Raw genomic sequence first — 19,800 nt, 5'->3', positions numbered from 1 at the left:
ACAGGACAGCCCGATGAAATTTCTCTGGGATTCGGCGATCGGCCTTCTGGTGGTGACCGGCGGCCTGCTCGGCATGACGCTGCCGTTCGGCAAGCTCGCCACCGCCGCCGGCGTGCCCGCCATGGTCTGGGCCTTCGTCATCTCGCTGGGCGCCGGCGGCGTGCTGCTCTTGGCGCTTCTGCTGCGCGGCGAGCGCATCCGGCTGACGCCGCACAAGCTGCGCTATTTCTTCGTCACCGCGGCGATTTCCTATGCCTTGCCCAATCTTTTGATGTTCTCGGCCATTCCGCATCTCGGCGCCGGCTACACCGGCATCATGTTCACGCTGTCGCCGGTGATCACGCTGGTGTTCTCGATCCTGCTCGGTGTCAGGCGCCCCAACCTGCTCGGCATCATCGGCATCGCCGTCGGCTTCGTCGGCGCGGCGATGGTCGCGCTGACGCGCGGCGAGGCAGGCCAGCCGGCCGACTATTTCTGGGTGGCGATCGGGCTGCTTATCCCGGTCAGCCTTGCCGCCGGCAACATCTACCGCACCGTCGACTGGCCGCAAGGCACCGGCCCGATCGAGCTTGCGGTCGGCAGCCATCTGGCCTCGGCGACGCTGCTCCTCATCGGCATTTTGACGCTTCTGGGCGGGCAAGCCTTCATTCCGCTCGGCGGCGTGCCGCTTGTCGTCGTCGGTCAGGTTGCGTCGGCCTCGGCCATGTTCGCCTTCTTCTTCCGCCTGCAGGCTGTCGGCGGCCCGGTCTATCTCAGCCAGATCGGCTATGTGGCGGCGGCCGTCGGCCTGTTCGCCGGCACGATCTTCCTGGGCGAGCACTACCAGCTTCTGACCTGGCTTGGGGCGGCCATCATCACAGCCGGTGTTTTCATCACGACCAAGGCGCAAAGCCAGGCTGGCGCATCGGCGCCGGTTCGGATCGAGCCGGCGGCGTCCCGGAGCTAGTCCTCCCTGCCGGCGGGTTCCGGCCAGTTGAGACGTGAGACGGGCGGTTCGGCTTGCTGCCGTTCAGACCGAGGCTTTCTCGGCCAGCACCATGTAGTTGACGTCCATGTCCTTCGAGCGCTGCCAGCGGTCTGCCAGCGGGTGATAGATGACGCCGGTGCGGTCGATCACCGTGAGACCGGCCGCGCCCAGCGCCTTTGCCAGCTCCTCCGGCCGCACCAGCTTGCCGAACTGATGCGTGCCGCGCGGCAGCCAGCGCAGCACATATTCGGCGCCGATGATGGCGAGGCCGAGCGCCTTCAGCGTGCGGTTGATGGTGGCGACGAACATGATGCCGCCGGGGCGGACCATCTGCCCGCATTTGGCGACGAACAGGTCGACATCGGCGACATGCTCGACCACTTCCATGTTCAGGATGACATCGAAGGCCTCGCCGGCATCGGCCAGCGCCTCGGCCGTGGTGGCGCGGTAGTCGACGCTGACGCCGGCCTCCGCCGCATGCAGCTTCGCCACTTCGATGTTGGTCGCGGAAGCGTCGGCGCCGACCACTTCGGCGCCAAGCCGGGCCATCGGCTCGCACAGCAAACCGCCGCCGCAGCCGATATCGAGGAAGCGCAGGCCATCGAAAGGCCGCGCCGCGCGCGGATCGCGGCCGAAACGGGCTGCCACCTGGTCGCGGATATAGGCAAGCCGCACCGGATTGAACTTGTGCAGCGGACGGAACTTGCCGTTCGGGTTCCACCATTCGGCGGCAAGGGCGGAGAAGCGTTCCACTTCTCCGGCATCGATGGTCGATCGGCGGGGCTCTGGCATAGGCGGGTCTCCAGCGCATGACCCCGAAAATCGGAATCGATTTTCGGAAAGGATCATGCACAAAGTCAAAGTGCTATAGCGTCCTGCGTCCCAAAGGACGCGCCGCGCTGACGCTAGGAAGTCGGGCGCGGGGGAGGGAATGTCAAGGCAGGTTTTTTCAACTGCCGCCAAGCTCTCGTGCTGTCAGCATATGGCAGCTTGGTCGGACCGATGGTGAAACGGAATTGTGACTTCGCGCGAATGGGACGGCATAGACTGTTCGAAAAGGAACGCGATCATGCCGCCCTCGATCCTCTGGCGCCGTCTCGACCTTGAAGGCCACGATGCCTGCCTGCTTTGTGCGACCCAGAGCGGTTGGCGGCTCGAGGGGCATGCCCTCTTCCTCCATGACGGCCAGCCCTGCAGCCTTGCCTATGCGGTGGATTGCGATGCCTGCTGGCGCACGCGTCTCGCAAGCGTCGCCGGCTTTCTCGGCACGCAAACCCTGCGCTACGAGGTCGAACGGCTGGCCGACGGCCGATGGACGCTGAATGGCGCAAGCCAAGCGGAGGTTGCCGGGCTTGCCGATGTCGACCTCGGCTTCACGCCGGCGACGAACCTGCTGGCGATCCGCCGCTTCGACCTTGCCGTCGGCGCTGCGGCGCCTGCCCCGGCGGCGTATCTGGCCTTTCCGGAGCTAAGGCTTGAACGTCTGGGACCAGACCTATCGTCGCCTCGACGACAGCCGCTACGCCTATGCCGCGCCGAAATTCGGCTACGACCAGGTGCTGGACGTCTCGCCGTCCGGCTTCATTGTCGACTATCCAGGCCTTTGGAAGGCCATCGCGCTGCGTGCATCCTCGACCGGCTAGATTTTCGACAGCGCGACCGCTGCGTGCCTCATGTCGACGCTGGCCGGGTCGATCGCCTGAACCGCCTCGCTGCCGCCGATCTCGACCATGATGCGGTCCGCCGCCGCCCGGGCCTGTTCCAGGCTCTGCCAGCGCACGACGTCCACCCAGCTTCCGTCCTCGCGCCTGCCGAGCTGCCGGCTTAGAAAGCCCGGCTGCCGGGCGAGCCAGTCGGTGATGACGCCGTTACTGGCGACAAAGCTGGCCTCAGTGCCAGGCTTGAGGCGGAAGGTGACGATTTCCAGGGTCTCGGTCATGACAATCTCCAACGGGCCGTTGCGTCAGTCTTATGGCATGGTCGGCGACAAGATTCTGTCAGGATAGACGGTGCCGGGCCGCTCTTGGCCGCGCTCGCTTGCGAAGCCTTGCTGTTTTGGCTAAGGAGGCCGCGCATTCCGGCGCCGGGCTTACCTGGCGTTTCCTCTCGTTCCGGCCCTGAGCCGGCTTCAGACAAAGGCATTTCGCTTCCATGGCGCGTATCGTGATGAAATTCGGCGGAACCTCGGTCGCCGACATCGCTCGCATCCGCAATGTGGCGCGCCATGTCAAACGCGAGGTCGATGCCGGCCACGACGTCGCCGTGGTGGTCTCGGCCATGGCCGGCAAGACCAACGAGCTGGTCGGCTGGACGCGCGAGGCATCGCCCATGCACGACGCGCGCGAATATGACGCCGTTGTCGCTTCCGGCGAGCAGGTCACGGCCGGTCTCCTGGCGATCACGCTGCAAAACATGGGCGTTCATGCACGGTCCTGGCAGGGCTGGCAGATCCCGATCAAGACCGACAATGCCCACGGCGCGGCGCGCATCCTCGATATCGACGGCGCCTTTCTGATCAAGCGCTTCGGCGAGGGCCAGGTGGCGGTCATCGCCGGGTTCCAGGGCATCGGGCCCGACAACCGTATCGCGACGCTCGGCCGCGGCGGCTCCGACACGAGCGCCGTGGCGATCGCCGCCGCGGTCAAGGCCGACCGATGCGACATCTATACCGACGTCGACGGCGTCTACACGACCGACCCTCGCATCGAGCCGAAAGCCCGGCGTCTCGCCAAGATTTCGTTCGAGGAAATGCTCGAAATGGCTTCGCTCGGCGCCAAGGTGCTGCAGGTGCGCTCGGTCGAGCTTGCCATGGTACACAGGGTGCGTACCTTCGTGCGGTCGTCCTTCGACGATCCCGATGCGCCCGGAATGGGGGATTTGCTCAATCCGCCCGGAACGCTCATTTGCGACGAGGAAGAGATCGTGGAACAGCAGGTCGTCACCGGAATTGCCTACGCCAAGGACGAAGCGCAGATTTCGCTGCGCCGCGTCGGCGACCGTCCAGGCGTCGCCGCCGGCATCTTCGGCCCGCTGGCCGAGGCCAACATCAATGTCGACATGATCGTCCAGAACATTTCCGAGGACGGCAAATTCACCGACATGACCTTCACCGTGCCGTCCGGCGACGTCGACAAGGCGCTTGCGGTGCTGGAGAAGCTGAAGCCGGAAGTCGGCTACGACGTCGTGCAGTCGGAAGCCGGCATGTCGAAGGTCTCGGTCATCGGCATCGGTATGAGGAGCCACGCCGGCGTCGCCGCCACTGCCTTCAAGGCACTGGCCGACAAGGCGATCAACATCCGCGCCATCACCACTTCCGAGATCAAAATCTCGATACTGATCGACGGACCCTATACCGAACTGGCGGTTCGCACTTTGCATTCCGTCTACGGTCTGGATAAGCAATAGCAAGAACTGAGTCAGTTGTTGCGTGAACGCCGGCCGCGGGAGAAACTGCGGCGGGCGGAATGCCCATTGGAGAACAAGCCGCGATGCGTGATACGGCCAGTGGCCCGCGCGTTCTGCTCAAACGGCTTCGCGAGCTCATGCAAGAGCCGCTGGAGCCGCAGGAGCGGCTCGACCGCATCGTGCGCGACATCGCCTCCAACATGGTCGCCGAAGTCTGCTCGCTCTATGTGCTGCGCGCCGACTCGGTGCTCGAACTCTACGCCACCGAAGGTCTGAACCCGAACGCCGTCCACCTGGCGCAGCTCAGGCTCGGACAGGGCCTGGTCGGCACGATCGCCGCCAGCGCGCGGCCGCTCAATCTCTCCAACGCGCAGGAACATCCGGCCTTCGCCTACCTGCCGGAAACGGGCGAGGAGATCTACAATTCCTTCCTCGGCGTGCCGGTGCTGAGGGCAGGGCGCACGCTGGGCGTGCTGGTGGTGCAAAACAAGACCATGCGCCACTATCGCGACGACGAGGTCGAAGCGCTTGAAACGACGGCGATGGTGATCGCCGAGATGATCGCCACCGGCGATCTTGCCCGCCTCACCAAGCCGGGGCTCGAGCTCGACCTCAGCCGCCCGGCGAGCTTCACCGGCGTCTCCTTCAACGATGGCGTCGGTCTCGGCCATGTCGTGCTGCACGAGCCGCGCATCGTCGTCACCAACCTGTTCAACGAGGACAGCGAGGAGGAGGTGCGCCGGCTGCAGTCCTCGCTCGGCTCGCTCCGGCTCTCCATCGACGACATGCTGGAGCGGCGCGAGGTCGCCTTCGAGGGCGAGCACCGCGAGGTGCTCGAAGCCTACCGCATGTTCGCCAATGACAGTGGTTGGGTGCGCCGGCTGGAAGAGGCGATCCGCAACGGCCTGACGGCGGAAGCCGCGGTCGAAAAGGTGCAAAGCGACATGCGCGCGCGCATGCTGCACATGACCGATCCCTATCTGCGCGAGCGGATGAGCGATTTCGACGATCTCGCCAACCGGCTGTTGCGCCAGCTGATGGGGCGCGGGCCGGAGGATGTCGCGGCCGCGCTGCCCAAGGACGCCATCATCGTCGCCCGCTCGATGGGCGCGGCCGAGCTGCTCGACTATCCGCGCGACAAGCTGCGCGGCCTGGTGCTCGAGGACGGCGCCGCCACCAGCCATGTCGTGATCGTCGCGCGCGCCATGGGCATTCCGGTCGCCGGACAGGTGAAGGGCGCCGTTTCCATGGCGGAAAACGGCGACGCCATCATCGTCGACGGCGAGGAAGGCACCATCCATCTCAGGCCGCAATCCGACCTGGAAGCCGCCTATGCCGAAAAGGTCCGGTTCCGGGCGCGGCGGCAGGAAGTCTACCGCGAGCTGCGCAAGAAGCCGTCGCTGACCAGGGACGGGATTCCGGTCGATCTCCTGATGAATGCCGGCCTTGCCGTCGACCTGCCGCAGCTCACCGAGTCGGGCGCCGCCGGCATCGGCCTGTTCCGCACCGAGCTGCAGTTCATGGTTGCCTCGACCTTCCCGCGCGCCGAGGCGCAGGAGCGGCTCTATCGCGATGTGCTCGACGCCGCGCGCGGCAAGCCGGTCACTTTCCGCACCATCGACATCGGCGGCGACAAGGTGCTGCCTTACTTCAAGGGCGCGATCCAAGAAGAGAACCCGGCGCTGGGCTGGCGGGCGATCCGGCTGACGCTCGATCGTCCCGGCCTGCTCAGGACGCAGATCCGGGCGCTGCTCAAAGCCAGCGGCGGCCGCGAGCTGAAGCTGATGCTGCCCATGGTCACCGAGCTGTCGGAAATCGCGCAGGCGCGCGAGATCATCGACCGCGAGGTCCGGCATTTGTCGCGCTTCGCGCACCACCTGCCCACCAGCCTCAAGCTCGGCGCGATGCTGGAAGTGCCATCGCTCTTGTTCCAACTCGACGAATTGATGAAGGCGGTGGATTTCGTCTCGGTCGGCTCCAACGACCTCTTCCAGTTCATCATGGCGGTCGATCGCGGCAATACGCAGCTTGCCGACCGCTTCGACACGCTTTCGGCGCCGTTCCTGCGGGTACTGAAGACGATCGCCGACGCCGGCGCCCGCAATCACACGCCGGTGACGCTTTGCGGCGAGCTGGCCGGCAAGCCGATCTCGGCGATGGCGCTGATCGGCCTCGGCTTCCGCTCGATCTCGATGTCGCCGGCCTCGATCGGCCCGGTCAAGGCGATGCTGACCGAACTTCCGCTGCAGGAACTGCAGGCCTTCTTCAGGGACAATCTGATGGCGCCCGCCCAAGGGACGCCGATGCGGGCGCTGCTGCAAGCCTTTGCCGACGATCGTTCGATTCCGCTATAGCATCCCATCATGATCAACCTGCCCCGCGACCGTATGGATCAAGTCGTCAAGCGTTTCGAGATGCTCGAAGCGCAGATGTCGGCCGGGCCCGCCGCCGATGCCTATGTGAAGATGGCGTCGGAATATGCCGAGCTGCAGGACATGGTGGCCAAGGTCCGGGAACTGCGCTCAGCCGAGCACGAGCAGGCCGACCTTGAGGCGATGCTGGCCGACAAGGGCACCGATGCCGAGATGCGGGCGCTGGCCGAAGCCGATTTGCCCGGCGTCGAGAGCCGCATCGAAGCGCTGCAGAAGGACATCCAGATCCTGCTTCTGCCCAAGGATGCGGCCGACGAGAGGAACGCCATCCTCGAAATCCGCGCCGGCACCGGCGGCGACGAGGCGGCCCTGTTCGCCGGCGATCTGTTTCGCATGTATGAGCGCTATGCCGCCTCGCGCGGCTGGCGCTTCGAGACGGTGTCGGCGAGCGACGGCGAGGTCGGCGGCTATAAGGAAATCATCGCCTCGGTGTCGGGCAAGGGCGTGTTCGCGCATCTGAAGTTCGAATCCGGCGTGCACCGCGTCCAGCGTGTGCCGGAAACCGAGGCCGGTGGGCGCATCCACACCTCGGCGGCGACGGTGGCGGTGCTGCCGGAGGCCGAGGAGGTCGATATCGAGATCCGGGCCGAAGATATCCGCATCGACACGATGCGGGCCTCGGGTTCGGGCGGCCAGCACGTCAACACCACCGATTCGGCGGTTCGCATCACCCATTTGCCGACCGGCATCATGGTGGTGCAGGCGGAAAAATCGCAACACCAGAACCGGGCGCGCGCCATGCAGATCCTGCGCGCGCGGCTCTACGACCTGGAGCGCAGCCGGGCCGACGAGGAACGCTCGTCGTCGCGAAAGTCGCAGGTCGGCTCGGGCGACCGGTCGGAGCGCATCCGCACCTATAATTTCCCGCAAGGGCGCGTCACCGACCATCGCATCAACCTCACGCTCTACAAGCTCGACCGGGTGATGATGGGCGAGCTCGACGAGGTGGTCGACGCGCTGATCGCCGACCATCAGTCGAAGCTGCTTGCCGATATGAGCCTCGATGGCTGACCAACTGCCCGCGGCGCTTGGGCCGCTGCTCAGGGCGGCGCGCGAGCGCCTGGCCGCCGCCGGCATTGCCGATCCGGCGCTCGATTCCCGGCTGATCGTCGAGCATTTCTCCGGCACGACCCGCACCCAGGCCATTGCCGAACCGGAGCAAAAGGTGGGTTCCGCGGCGCTTTCAGCCATCGAAGCGGCCCTGAGGCGTCGCGTCGCAGGCGCGCCGGTGCACCGTATCCTCGGCTACCGCGAATTCTACGGTTTGCGCTTGTCGCTTTCGCCAGAGACGCTGGAGCCCCGGCCGGACACCGAGACGCTGGTCGACGCGGTCCTGCCCTTCGCGCGGGCAACGGCCGAAAGGCTCCGGGAATGCCGCATTCTCGATCTCGGCACGGGCACCGGCGCCATCGCGCTGGCCCTGCTCGGCGCCATTCCGGCCGCGACTGCGACAGGCGTCGATATTTCGCCCGATGCATTGGCGACCGCAGCCGGAAACGCCCGGGACCTGGGGTTCGGCGAGCGCTTCGAAGCCTTGCATTCCAACTGGTTCGAAAAAGTTTTGGGCCGTTACCATGTAATTGCCTCGAACCCTCCCTATATACCCAGTCGAAACATTGGAAATCTGCAGGACGAGGTCCGCGATTTCGATCCGCACCTAGCCCTTGATGGCGGTACGGATGGTTTGGATCCCTATAGGATCATTGCCGCTGAAGCGGCGGAATTTCTGCAAGCACAAGGCAAGGTAGCGGTCGAGATCGGCCATACGCAGAAAAACGAGGTCACCGGGATATTCGCGGCAGCCGGCTATGTGTTAACCGGGTCACATCGCGATCTCGGCGGCAATGACAGAGTTCTGGTGTTCGAGCGTTGAAAGCCCTGATGCAGTGCGAAAAAACCGCTTGGCAACACCGGGGAATGCAGTTAGGGTCCGGCTCAACCGGATGAGACGAAGCAGGCAGTGCTCCCAGCGATTCGGTTTTCCTTGGAAATAGCTGCCTTCTTGCGCAAACGACGCCCAAGCTTCGTGCGGGAATCATCTGGCAAGTGATGTAACCGGAACAGGATGGCACGTGGCGCCAACGCAATTGATGCGGGCGAACGCCGGTGAAGAAACGAAACGGCTGGCTGCATGAGCGCCTCCGTTCGTGAAGAGTTTTTCGAAAATTCACTATGAAGAGAGTCTAATGAGGCCACAACAGCAGAACAGGCGCATGCGCGGTCGCAACAATAATGGCGGCGGCGGTGGCAACAACAACAACCGCAAGGGGCCGAACCCCCTGACGCGCAATTACGAGAGCAATGGTCCGGACGTGAAGATCCGCGGATCGGCTCAGCAGATCGCCGAAAAATACGCCACACTCGCCCGTGACGCGCAAAGCTCCGGTGACCGGGTTATGGCGGAGAACTACCTCCAGCACGCCGAACATTACAATCGCATCATTGCCGCCGCGCAGGCGCAGATGCCGATCCAGAACACTCAGCAGAACCGCGACGATTTCGACGACGATATGGACGAGGATCGCGAAGAGTTCGACAATGGCGCCGATGCGCCGGGCACGGCGAACGGCTCCGGCCCGCAGCCGGTGATCGAAGGCACGCCGGCGGAACTCGCCTACAACCAGGAAAACGGCCGCGACAACAACAGCCGTCGCGATAACAACCAGCGCGACAACAATGGCCGCGACCGGCATCGTGACCGCCGCAATGGCGGCTACGGCCAGAACGGTCAGCGTGGCGAAAACGCCCAGCGCGGCGAGCAGGGCGGCCAGCAGCTCGACCAGAACCGCCGCAATGAGGGACAGGCGCAGCCCGAGGCGACCGGCGAGGCTGGTTCACAGGCCGAGCAGGCGCCGCAGTTCGACAGTTTCTCGCCAGCGGCCCTTGCCGCACAGGCCGAGCTCAACGAAGCCGTCCAGGACAATGGAGCCCGCCGTCCGCGTCGCCCGCGCCGCCCGCGCGGCAATTATGCCGACCAGGCCAGCGGCGAGCAGGGCGACCGGCCGGAGGGCTCGAGCCCCGAAGGGTCGGGTCCCGAAAGTTCAGGCGAAACGCGCAACGCGGCGAACAATGGCAACGAGGTCGGCGCCAAGGCTGTCGAAGAGGCGAACCAGGCGAGGGAGCCTACCGCCAGCGAGCCGGCACCTGTTGCCAACGAGGCTCCCGGCGAACCCGTAGCCGCCGACGCAAACAACTGATCCAGACGCCATTTCAAGCATCGCTGACGGCGGAGAGAAATCTCCGCCGTTTTCGTTTATGCGCGCCTGGAATATTCTGCGTTGATCGACATCAAGGCGTCTTGAGGGACGGTGGCCCATACACCATATCTGCGCTGAACAGGGCTCGGCTCTTTTGAGCGGGTCCGTCACCGCAATCTGATCCGGTGCCGCAAAGCGGGCCGGTGATGGAAGGAGACAGCGAATGAATCTTGAAAAATACTCGGAGCGCGTGCGCGGCTTCATCCAGTCCGCGCAGACCATGGCGCTGTCGCGCAACCACCAGCAATTCACGCCCGAACATATGCTCAAGGTGCTCGTCGACGACGACGAGGGCCTTGCCGCATCCCTGATCGAACGCGCCGGCGGCAATGTCCGCGACGTCAAGCTCGGCGTCGAGGCGGCGCTCGAAGCCATGCCCAAGGTCGAGGGCGGCAATGGCCAGCTCTATCTTGCTCAGCCGCTCGCCAAGGTGTTTTCGACCGCCGAGGACCTCGCCAAGAAGGCCGGCGACAGCTTCGTCACCGTCGAGCGGCTGCTGCAGGCGCTGGTCATGGAGAAGTCGGCCAAGACCGCCGACATCCTGTCCAAGGCAGGCGTCACCGCGCAGGCGCTCAACCAGGCCATCAACGATATCCGCAAGGGCCGCACAGCCGACTCGGCCAGTGCCGAGCAGAGCTATGACGCGCTGAAGAAATACGCGCGCGACCTCACCGCCGATGCCCGCGCCGGCAAGCTCGATCCGGTCATCGGCCGCGACGACGAGATCCGCCGCACCATCCAGGTGCTGTCGCGGCGCACCAAGAACAACCCCGTGCTGATCGGCGAGCCGGGCGTCGGCAAGACGGCAATCGCCGAGGGCCTGGCGTTGCGCATCGTCAATGGCGACGTGCCGGAATCGCTGAAGGACAAGCAGTTGATGGCGCTCGACATGGGCGCGCTGATTGCCGGCGCCAAATATCGCGGCGAGTTCGAGGAGCGGCTGAAGGCCGTGCTCAACGAGGTCACCTCGGCCAACGGCAACATCATCCTGTTCATCGACGAGATGCACACGCTGGTCGGCGCCGGCAAGGCGGACGGCGCGATGGACGCGTCGAACCTGTTGAAGCCCGCGCTGGCGCGCGGCGAATTGCACTGCGTCGGCGCGACCACGCTAGACGAATACCGTAAGCATGTCGAAAAGGATGCCGCGCTTGCCCGCCGTTTCCAGCCCGTCTTCGTCGACGAGCCGACGGTGGAAGACACGGTTTCGATCCTGCGCGGCCTGAAGGAGAAATACGAGCAGCACCACAAGGTGCGCATCTCCGATTCCGCGCTGGTGTCGGCGGCGGCGCTTTCCAATCGCTACATCGCCGACCGCTTCCTACCGGACAAGGCGATCGACCTGGTCGACGAGGCGGCGTCCAGGCTGCGCATGCAGGTCGATTCCAAGCCTGAGGCGCTGGACGAGATCGACCGCCGCATCATGCAGCTCAAGATCGAGCGCGAGGCGCTGAAGGTCGAGAAGGACGAGGCTTCGAAGGACCGGCTTGCCCGGCTGGAGAAGGAACTCGCCGATCTCGAGGAGGAATCGAGCGAGCTGACCACCAAGTGGCAGGCCGAGAAGCAGAAGCTTGGCCTTGCCGCCGACCTGAAGAAGCAGCTCGACGAGACGCGCAACGAACTGGCGATCGCGCAGCGCAAGGGCGAGTTCCAGCGCGCGGGCGAGCTTGCCTATGGCAAGATCCCGGAGCTCGAGAAGAAGCTCAAGGAAGCCGAAGCGCAGGACGGCAAGACCGGCATGGTGGAAGAGGTGGTCACGCCCGACCATGTCGCGCATGTCGTGTCGCGCTGGACCGGCATTCCGGTCGACAAGATGCTGGAAGGGCAGCGCGAGAAGCTGTTGCGCATGGAAGACGAGATCGGCAAGCGCGTCGTCGGCCAGGGCGAAGCCGTGCAGGCGGTGTCCAAGGCCGTGCGCCGCGCCCGCGCCGGGCTGCAGGATCCGAACCGGCCGATCGGCTCGTTCATGTTCCTCGGACCGACCGGCGTCGGCAAGACCGAGCTCACCAAGGCGCTGGCCAGCTTCCTGTTCGACGACGAGACGGCACTGGTGCGCATCGACATGTCGGAATTCATGGAGAAGCATTCCGTCGCCCGGCTGATCGGCGCGCCTCCCGGCTATGTCGGCTATGAGGAGGGCGGCGCGCTGACCGAAGCGGTGCGGCGCCGGCCATATCAGGTCGTGCTGTTCGACGAGATCGAGAAGGCGCATCCGGATGTGTTCAACGTGCTGCTGCAGGTGCTCGACGACGGAAGGCTGACCGATGGCCAGGGCCGCACGGTCGACTTCCGCAACACGCTGATCATCATGACGTCCAACCTCGGCGCCGAATATCTGGTCAGTCTCAGCGACGACCAGGATGTCGACGCCGTGCGCGACGAGGTGATGAGCGTGGTGAAGGCCTCGTTCCGGCCGGAGTTCCTCAACCGCGTCGACGAGGTGATCCTGTTCCACCGGCTGCGCCGGCAGGACATGGACCGCATCGTCGAGATCCAGCTCAAGCGGCTGGAGAACCTGCTTACCGACCGCAAGATCGTGCTGTCGATCGATCACGACGCGATCGAGTGGCTGGCCTCGAAGGGCTACGATCCGGCATATGGCGCCAGGCCGCTGAAGCGGGTGATGCAGAAGGAGCTGCAGGATCCGCTGGCGGAGAAGATCCTGCTCGGCGAGATCCTCGACGGCTCAACCGTCAAGGTCACCGCGGGCTCCGACCGGTTGAACTTCCGCTCGAAGCCGACCGTGGTGGCGACGGAAGCCGCCGCCTGATTCCAAGCAAGTTGAAACGAAAGGGCGCGTCGCATCGGACTGGTGCGGCGCGCTTTGTTTTTCCCGGCGACCGCGCATAATCGGCTGCTGATTCGAATGGCTGGGAAGAACTCGATGAAGCTCGACGACTATAACGGCTTCTGCGCCTCGCTGCCCGCTACGACGCATGTGGTCCAGTGGGGCGGGGCCCACGTCTGGAAGGTCGGCGGCAAGGTGTTTGCCATCGGCGGCTGGAACGAGGGCGGGCAGCTTTTCGTCACCTTCAAATGTTCCGAGATGGCCTATGACGTGCTGAAGGATCAGCCGGGCTGCCGGCCGGCGCCCTATCTTGCCTCGCGCGGCATGAAATGGATCCAGCGTCAGACAAGCCAAAGCATGGATGATGCGGCGCTCGAGGACTATCTGCGCGAGAGCCATCGCTTGGTCGTCCTCAAGCTGACCAGACAGGCACGTAACGAATTGGGGCTTGCCAAAGGCTAGCTGATATTCCTCAAGGTACCGGAAAACCGCCATCTTCATGCCCGGTTCATGTTGGAATCTTAATCTGGGTAGCTGGTTTGCTGACGAAGATTCGCCCGCCAGCAGCCCGAGTCGACCGGAGAGCTTGACCCACATGCTGCGCTTGATCTTTTCCCTTTCGGCACTCGCGGCCGGGCTGGTGTCTTCCAGTGCGTTCGCCATGCCGAGCGCGGATGGCGCGCAGAGCGCGCGCCCGACCGAGCGCGGCGCGCTGATGCTGGCTCAGGAAGGCAATATCGATATCTACTACGACGCCAGGGGCAATCGCGTGCTGGTCGATGCGGACACCGGCAAGGTCATCGCCATCCAGCCGCCCGGCAGCAGGCTCGACCGCCGCGCGCTTCGCCGGCAGATGCGCATGCAGGAACTCGGCCGCGCGCCGGCCGAGGACGACGACCGCTACTATCTCGACAATCCCGACGACATGGCCCGCTTCCGCCGGCGGCAGCTGGAGGAGAACGGCCGGGTCATCCCGCCGCCGGTCGATGAGTATGACCCCAACGAAGACAATTCCGTCGATGCCTATCCGCCGGCGCCCAACAACGATGAAGGCTATGCGACCACCTATCCGGAGGCGCCGAAGTCCAACACAATCAAGCGCCAGCCACTGAACGAGGCGTCGGTCGATCCGGAGCAGCCGGGCCAAGGCGACGTGCTGCAGGCCAATCCGGATGCCCAGGCGGCACTGCCGCCGAACGCGGGCGGCAAGGCCACCGTCGATCCATCGCTGTCGCTCGGGGTGCGCCAGGACGTCGCCGCGCTGCAGGTGCTGCTCGACCGCGGCGGCGCCTCGCCGGGCGTGATCGACGGGCGCTTCGGCTCGAATGTCGACAAGGCGCTGGCCGCCTACAACGAGATCAACGGCACCAGTTTGAAATCGACCGATGAAGTCGGCATCCAGGCGGCGCTTGCCCAGTCCGGCGGCGACGCCTTTGCCATCTACACGATCACGCCGGAGGATGCGGCCGGCCACTATCTCGCCTCGATCCCCGAGGACTATAGCCAGAAGGCCGGGCTCGACTGCATGTGCTACACCTCGGTCACCGAGGCGCTGGCCGAGCGCTTCCACATGGACGAGACCTATCTGAAGTCGATCAACAAAGGGGTCGACTTCAATCGCCCCGGCACGATGATCAAGGTCGCCAATTTCGGCAAGCTGGTGTCGACGCCCGTAGCGCGCATCGTCGCCGACAAGACCAAGAAGGAAGTCTACGCCTATGATGCGGGCGGCAAGCTGGTCGCGGCCTATCCGGCGACCATCGGCTCGGCCGACACGCCTTCGCCGACCGGCATTCACGCCGTCTCGCGCATCGCGCTCGACCCGAACTATACCTATAATCCCAACATCAATTTCAAGCAGGGCCAGAACGACAAGATCCTGACCATCCCGCCGGGACCGAACGGTCCGGTCGGCTCGGTGTGGATCGCGCTCGACAAGCCGACTTACGGCATCCACGGCACGCCCGATCCCTCCAAGATAGGCAAGACCGAGAGCCATGGCTGCGTGCGCCTGACCAACTGGGATGCGCGCGAGCTCGCCAAGGTGGTGTCGCCGGGCGTCACGGTGGAGTTTGTCGGCGGATCCTCAGCCGATGATTTTGCGCAGCAGTGAGGCGCGCGGCGCCGCGGCGTAGACAAGCTGCACCAGGAGGATGAAGCCGATGCTGAGCAAGGGTGTCGCGAGGCAAAGCGCCGCGCCGATTGCCCAGAGGATTTGCGCCTTGACGATGCGCTGGTAGACCGTGCGGCGCGTTTCAGCGTCGACGTCCTCGGCGATCATGCCGTTCCTGTCGGCATACCACCAGCTTGCGTACAGCGTGGCGCCCAGCATCAGCAGGTTCAGCCAGTAGACCAGCACCGCGCCCCTGAATGCCAGGAAATCGGCGAGAAGGTCTGTTGAGAAGGGCAGCAGCGCGATAAAGGCGAGGAAGCACAGGTTGAGCGTCGCGAGCCGCCGGTCCGACTTCGCGATCAGGCCATGCTGTGCCTGCTGTCCGAACCAGAAGATGGTGAGCGTGAGGAAGCTCAGCGCATAAGTCAGGAATCGCGGCGCCAGCGCCAGGATCGCGGCGAGCAATTCGCCTTCCGAATGCACTGCCTCATGCGATGGCACCCTGATCTCCAGCACGATCAAGGTCAGCGCGATGGCGAAAACGCCGTCGGTCACGCCGACGATGCGTCCGCGTCCTTCCGCCGACGGTTCGAGCGGCCGCTTCATGGGTTCCCCCTCTCACGCATGATGGTGGAACCTAGCACGCTGTTGGCGGTTTGCATCAGGATTGAACCCACCTCGCCATCCGGCCTGAATCAAAAAGATAGAGCATGATGTCGTCCGAAAACCGCTTCACACTTTTCGGCATCATGCTCTGTCATCTGGTTTCAAGAACAGCGATGCTCTGGCTTGTTGTTGCAGCCGCGCTGGAGGGTTAAGCAGGGATCCATGTCATCCGCGAATGAAACCACTGCCGATTCGCACTCGCCCGCGCGCGCGAACGGCACGTTTTGTCCGCAGACCCAGCGAAAATTCGTGCTGGTCGCCGCGATCCTCGCCTCGGCGCTCGGCTTCATCGACGGTTCGGTCCTGGCGATCGCCATGCCGGCTCTGCGCGCGGATCTCGGCGCCGGCCTGGCGCAAGCGCAGTGGATTTCCAACGCCTATGCGTTGACGCTGTCGGCGCTCATCCTGGTGGGCGGCGCTGCCGGCGACCGGTTTGGACTGCGGCGCGCCTTCGTGATCGGGATCGCGCTGTTCGTCGCGGCTTCGCTCGCCTGCGCGGTGGCGCCCGATCCGGCCATATTGATCGCCTTCCGCGCCGTCCAGGGTATCGGGGCGGCGATCATGGTGCCGGGCAGCCTCGCCATCATCGCCAAAGCCTATCCGAAGAAGGAGCGCGGCCGGGCGATCGGCATCTGGGCTGCCGCTTCGGCGCTGACCACGGCGCTCGGGCCCGTGTTGGGCGGCCTTGCGCTCTCGACTTTCGGCAATGGTGTCTGGCGCGCGATCTTTGCCATCAACCTGCCGCTCGGACTGATCTCGATCTATCTGCTTCTGGCCAAGGTGCCGGCCGACAAGCCGACCGAAAAACGCAGCCTCGACCTTGGCGGCGCGGCGCTGGCGACGCTGGCTTTCGGCCTGCTCGCCTACGGGTTGACGGCGATGAATGCCGAAGGTGCCGGCTTGATGTCGGGTCCGGCGATCGTTGCCAGCGTGGTCCTGCTTGTCGTCTTCATCCTTTACGAGCACAGGCGGCGCGACCCGATGATCGATCTCGGCCTGTTCCGGATCAGGGCCTTTGCCGGCGCCAATCTGGCAACGTTTTTCCTTTATTTCGCGCTCTCGGCCAATTTGTTCTACCTGCCGATGGCGTTGATCGCCGGCTGGAGGCTGAGCGAGGCCGAGGTCGGCTTTATCTTCGTGCCGCTGTCGGCGTCGATCGCGCTTTTGTCCGGACCGGTCGGCCAGTGGTCGGATCGCATCGGTCCGCGTTTCCCCATCGCCAGCGGCAGCATGGTCGTGGCCATCGCCTTCGCCGGCCTTGCCTTGCTCACCCATTTCGGCATCCACGATTTCTGGATGGGCACCTTTCCGCTGATGGCGCTGATGGGGCTTGGCATGGCGCAGGTCGTGTCGCCGCTGTCGACCGCTGTCATGACGTCCGTCGAGGACAAGGATACCGGGGCTGCGTCCGGCATCAACAACGCGGTCTCGCGCGTCGGCGGCCTGATCGCGGTGGCGGCGATGGGCTCGCTGGCGACCTGGGTTTACGCGCGGATGACCGGCAATGCCGCCGGGATGCCCGGTTTCGGCGAGCCGCCCACCTCCGGGCTGGCCGCCAATATCGAGGCGGCCAGGATTGCGGCAAGCGATTCGGCTTTCGCCGCGGTCGCGGCGATCACGGCACTGCTTTGCGTGCTTTCTTCACTCACCGCCTGGTTCACGGTTCCCGGACAGGCATCGCCCTGGCCGCAAAAGACAAACGATGAGAAAGATTAGTTCGGAAGCTGCGAATCAGCCTTGGCGCTGGCGACCTTCAGTGAGTTTCCGTCTTCCTGCTTCAGAAGATCGTCGATGCGCTCGCGCTCTTTCTTGAAGGCGACGAGATCGTCGCCCTTCAAAACCTTGCCGACCGGCAGACGCACACGCATCGGGTCGACCTTGGTGCCGTTGACGATCAGCTCGTAGTGTAGATGCGGGCCGGTGGCGAGACCGGTCTGGCCGAGGTAGCCGATCGTCTGGCCCTGGCGCACGCGCACTCCGGGCTCGATGCCGTTGGCGAAAGCGCTCTGGTGATTGTAGGAGGTCTCGTAGCCATTGGCGTGGCGGATGATGATCTGCTTGCCGTAGCCGCCGGCCCAGCCGACCTTCTCGACGACGCCGTTGCCGGCGGCGATGATCGGCGTGCCGATGGGCGCTGCCCAGTCGACGCCGGTATGCATGCGCACATAGCCCAGAATCGGGTGCCGGCGCGCGCCGAAGCCGGAACGGAATTTGCCGGCGGGCAGCGGATTGCGCAGCAGGAACTGCTCGGCGCTCGAACCATTTTCGTCGAAATAGTCGGTGCCGCCGTCCTGCATCTGGAAGCGGTAGAAATTGCGCGTCTGGCCGCCGAAGGTCGCCGATACATAAAGAAGCTCGGAATTGTCGGAGGTCTGGTCGTCGCCATCAGGCTGCGAGAACAGGACCTCGAGGCGGTCGGCCGGTGAAATCCGCGACTGGAAATCGACGTCGGAGGCGAGAAGCTTGATCAGCTTCTGCGTCATTGTTTTCGACATGCCGTAGGAGTAAGCGGCGCGGTAGATGCCGTCATAGACATTGGGCAGGTTGCCGCGCACCACGACGGGCTGCGAATCGTCGAATGCCGTCAGAAGCTCGGGATTGGCCTCCGGCTCCTGCGCCGGCACATACTGGCCACGGTCGTCGAGCGCTATGGTGACGATGTGCGTGGTCTTGTCGTAGACGCTGGTGCGTACGACCTTGGCGATGTCGCCGCGCACCTCGAGGCCAACGCGCAGCACCGTTCCGGCCTTCAGCGCCGGGGCGTTCAAGAGCTTGGCGATGGCCTCCGCCATGCCGGTGGCGTCGTCGCCGGTATAGCCCGAATCGGCATAGGCCTCGGCGATATCGGTATCCTTGGTGAAGGGAATGATTTCCTCGGCGAAGGCCGGCGTCTGGTCGTCCGGCGTGGCGCGCGCCGCCACCGAGACGTTTTCCTGCGTGATCTTCACGTCGTAGGAGCCGGCCATCGATTCGGCGAAGGCATCGCCGAACCGCTGCGGATCGATATAGTGCAGCGCTGCCACCTGGACGGCGCCGTCGCTCAAGCCGGTGCCGGCGTCCCGCACCACCTTTTCAACCTCGTCGGCGGAGAGATCGCTCTTTTCGTCGAAGGAGGCCGTCTCGATCGGGAAATCGACCGTCTTCAGGCTCATCTCGCTTTCGACCTTGGCGCCGTAGATCTGCGCGGCGACCGCGGTGGCCGTTGCCGGCTGCGCGTTGTCGTCGCCGTCGTCGCCGAACACCTGCATCGGGTCGAACGGTGGGTAGGGGCGGCTGGTGGTGTGGCCGGCGGCCAGGGCCATCTTGATCTGCACGAAGGGCATGGTGTGGATAACGTCGCGGTCGCCGACCTTGGTGACCATCGACACTTCCATGCGCCGCCGGTCCTTTGCGCGGGCGATCTGGCGCGGTGCCACCAGCCTTGTGGTCTTTGCCTGCTCGCCGGAATCATCGCCGCCCCCGGCAAGACCGATGAGCTCGGCGATTTCCGGCGGGGTCGCCAGTTGCTGGCGCCCGTCAAGGGCGGCGAACAGGGCCACGCCCATCAAAACACTCGATGTAACGCCGGTGAGGAAGGTGCCCGACAGCCAGCGGGCCGAGACCTCGCGGCGGTCCGGCGGACCGCTGCGGCCGTCCGCGATCAGCGGCGGCTCGTTGCCGAGTTCGGCTATGACATCTTCCGTGTCTGGCATCCAGAAAGGCTGCTTCTTCCCCGGGCGAACGGCTTGTCGTTTTCGTTGCGGCCATGACATTTGCCTGTCACGGCGGTTGAAGTCAACGAAACGGCATGCCGGGGCCGATATCCCCAATCATGCGTTCTGCGCACGGCGCACTTGTGGTCTTTCGTGGGGGCGCCTCACATATACGCGCGCGCCTTCCTTACATGGGCCGGTTTCACGCCTCAATGCGGCGGCAATAGGGCCTCGTTGTGGATGACCCAAGGGCTGCCGCAAGGGCAGTCGGCTACCGAAAATGGCGGCTGGAAAATTCGTCGCAAAAAATTCAAAAAAGTTCGAAATCGGTGTTGACGCGTCGAGGGAGGTCCGACTATATACGGCCCACGAACGAGGGCGGTGCGCCGCTGGCGACGAAGAAGTTTGCTTCTAAGTCTGCCCTGTTTGGAATTCAAGAGAGCCGCGTGAGCGACACTCGGACGGGCCCGAAGCCGAAAA

General features: G+C 64.7%; 15 protein-coding genes and 1 pseudogene. 12 read left to right on the top strand and 4 right to left on the bottom strand.

All coding sequences use genetic code 11. From position 1 onward, the window contains the following. The first annotated feature begins 13 nt into the window (after nt 1-13). Nucleotides 14-946, top strand: a complete 933-nt coding sequence (locus FJ956_RS05015) for a DMT family transporter (protein WP_140673889.1) — start codon at nt 14-16, stop codon at nt 944-946. 63 nt (nt 947-1,009) lie between these two features. Here FJ956_RS05015 and ubiG read toward each other — a convergent pair whose 3' ends face one another. Continuing rightward, on the bottom strand, nt 1,010-1,759 hold the full coding sequence (ubiG, locus tag FJ956_RS05010) for a bifunctional 2-polyprenyl-6-hydroxyphenol methylase/3-demethylubiquinol 3-O-methyltransferase UbiG (protein WP_140658883.1): 750 nt from the start codon (nt 1,757-1,759) through the stop codon (nt 1,010-1,012). Between the two features lie 277 nt (nt 1,760-2,036). Here ubiG and FJ956_RS30820 point away from each other — a divergent pair. Together FJ956_RS30820 and FJ956_RS30815 are read left to right on the top strand one after the other, a co-directional pair. Continuing rightward, nucleotides 2,037-2,393: pseudogene (locus FJ956_RS30820) on the top strand (putative glycolipid-binding domain-containing protein); the annotation flags it as partial. A 49-nt stretch (nt 2,394-2,442) separates the two neighbouring features. Next, a complete protein-coding gene (locus FJ956_RS30815; RefSeq protein WP_246681604.1) occupies nt 2,443-2,610 on the top strand; it encodes a putative glycolipid-binding domain-containing protein in 168 nt (55 codons plus the stop codon). Here the strand turns inward: FJ956_RS30815 and FJ956_RS04995 are convergent. Beyond that, nucleotides 2,607-2,906 (bottom strand): hypothetical protein, encoded by a 300-nt coding sequence (locus FJ956_RS04995; RefSeq protein ID WP_140673893.1) that lies wholly within the window; start codon nt 2,904-2,906, stop codon nt 2,607-2,609. The two genes, FJ956_RS30815 and FJ956_RS04995, sit on opposite strands and share 4 nt — an antisense overlap. Nucleotides 2,907-3,118: 212 nt before the next feature. Here FJ956_RS04995 and FJ956_RS04990 point away from each other — a divergent pair, with 212 nt between their 5' ends. The 8 genes from FJ956_RS04990 (at nt 3,119) to FJ956_RS04955 (ending at nt 14,962) form a co-directional block, all read left to right on the top strand. Further along, nucleotides 3,119-4,372 carry an aspartate kinase gene (locus FJ956_RS04990; RefSeq protein WP_140673895.1) on the top strand — a complete coding sequence of 418 codons (1,254 nt, stop codon included), beginning with the start codon at nt 3,119-3,121 and terminating at the stop codon, nt 4,370-4,372. Nucleotides 4,373-4,455: 83 nt separating this feature from the next. Further along, nucleotides 4,456-6,726, top strand: a complete 2,271-nt coding sequence (ptsP, locus tag FJ956_RS04985; RefSeq protein ID WP_140673897.1) for a phosphoenolpyruvate--protein phosphotransferase — start codon at nt 4,456-4,458, stop codon at nt 6,724-6,726. Nucleotides 6,727-6,735: 9 nt separating this feature from the next. After that, on the top strand, nt 6,736-7,815 hold the full coding sequence (prfA, locus tag FJ956_RS04980) for a peptide chain release factor 1 (protein ID WP_140673899.1): 1,080 nt from the start codon (nt 6,736-6,738) through the stop codon (nt 7,813-7,815). Beyond that, entirely contained in the window at nt 7,808-8,677 is an 870-nt protein-coding gene (gene prmC / locus FJ956_RS04975; protein ID WP_140673901.1) for a peptide chain release factor N(5)-glutamine methyltransferase, read from the top strand. The genes prfA and prmC overlap by 8 nt, the downstream gene beginning before the upstream one ends. A gap of 313 nt (nt 8,678-8,990) precedes the next feature. Beyond that, nucleotides 8,991-10,001, top strand: a complete 1,011-nt coding sequence (locus tag FJ956_RS04970) for a DUF4167 domain-containing protein (protein WP_246671994.1) — start codon at nt 8,991-8,993, stop codon at nt 9,999-10,001. 223 nt (nt 10,002-10,224) lie between these two features. Continuing rightward, on the top strand, nt 10,225-12,831 hold the full coding sequence (clpB, locus tag FJ956_RS04965; protein ID WP_140673903.1) for an ATP-dependent chaperone ClpB: 2,607 nt from the start codon (nt 10,225-10,227) through the stop codon (nt 12,829-12,831). Between the two features lie 114 nt (nt 12,832-12,945). Continuing rightward, nucleotides 12,946-13,311: an MmcQ/YjbR family DNA-binding protein gene (locus tag FJ956_RS04960; RefSeq protein ID WP_140673905.1), complete on the top strand. Its 366-nt coding sequence runs from the start codon at nt 12,946-12,948 to the stop codon at nt 13,309-13,311. 133 nt (nt 13,312-13,444) lie between these two features. Beyond that, on the top strand, nt 13,445-14,962 hold the full coding sequence (locus FJ956_RS04955; protein ID WP_140673907.1) for a L,D-transpeptidase family protein: 1,518 nt from the start codon (nt 13,445-13,447) through the stop codon (nt 14,960-14,962). Here FJ956_RS04955 and FJ956_RS04950 read toward each other — a convergent pair. Further along, the gene (locus tag FJ956_RS04950) at nt 14,936-15,568 is read right to left on the bottom strand and encodes a TMEM175 family protein (RefSeq protein ID WP_140673909.1); all 633 of its coding nucleotides are present in this window, start codon (nt 15,566-15,568) and stop codon (nt 14,936-14,938) included. The two genes, FJ956_RS04955 and FJ956_RS04950, sit on opposite strands and share 27 nt — an antisense overlap. A gap of 222 nt (nt 15,569-15,790) precedes the next feature. Here FJ956_RS04950 and FJ956_RS04945 point away from each other — a divergent pair, with 222 nt between their 5' ends. Then, nucleotides 15,791-17,344 (top strand): MFS transporter, encoded by a 1,554-nt coding sequence (locus FJ956_RS04945; RefSeq protein ID WP_140673911.1) that lies wholly within the window; start codon nt 15,791-15,793, stop codon nt 17,342-17,344. Here the strand turns inward: FJ956_RS04945 and FJ956_RS04940 are convergent. Continuing rightward, a complete protein-coding gene (locus FJ956_RS04940; RefSeq protein WP_140673913.1) occupies nt 17,341-19,320 on the bottom strand; it encodes a M23 family metallopeptidase in 1,980 nt (659 codons plus the stop codon). The genes FJ956_RS04945 and FJ956_RS04940 overlap by 4 nt on opposite strands. Nucleotides 19,321-19,800: the final 480 nt, after the last annotated feature.

Origin of the sequence: Mesorhizobium sp. B2-4-3, from assembly GCF_006442815.1 — a bacterium.
Taxonomy (GTDB): Bacteria; Pseudomonadota; Alphaproteobacteria; order Rhizobiales; family Rhizobiaceae; genus Mesorhizobium.
The sequence above is the reverse complement of the archived record's forward strand: the minus strand, read 5'-3'. Positions and strand labels throughout refer to the sequence as shown.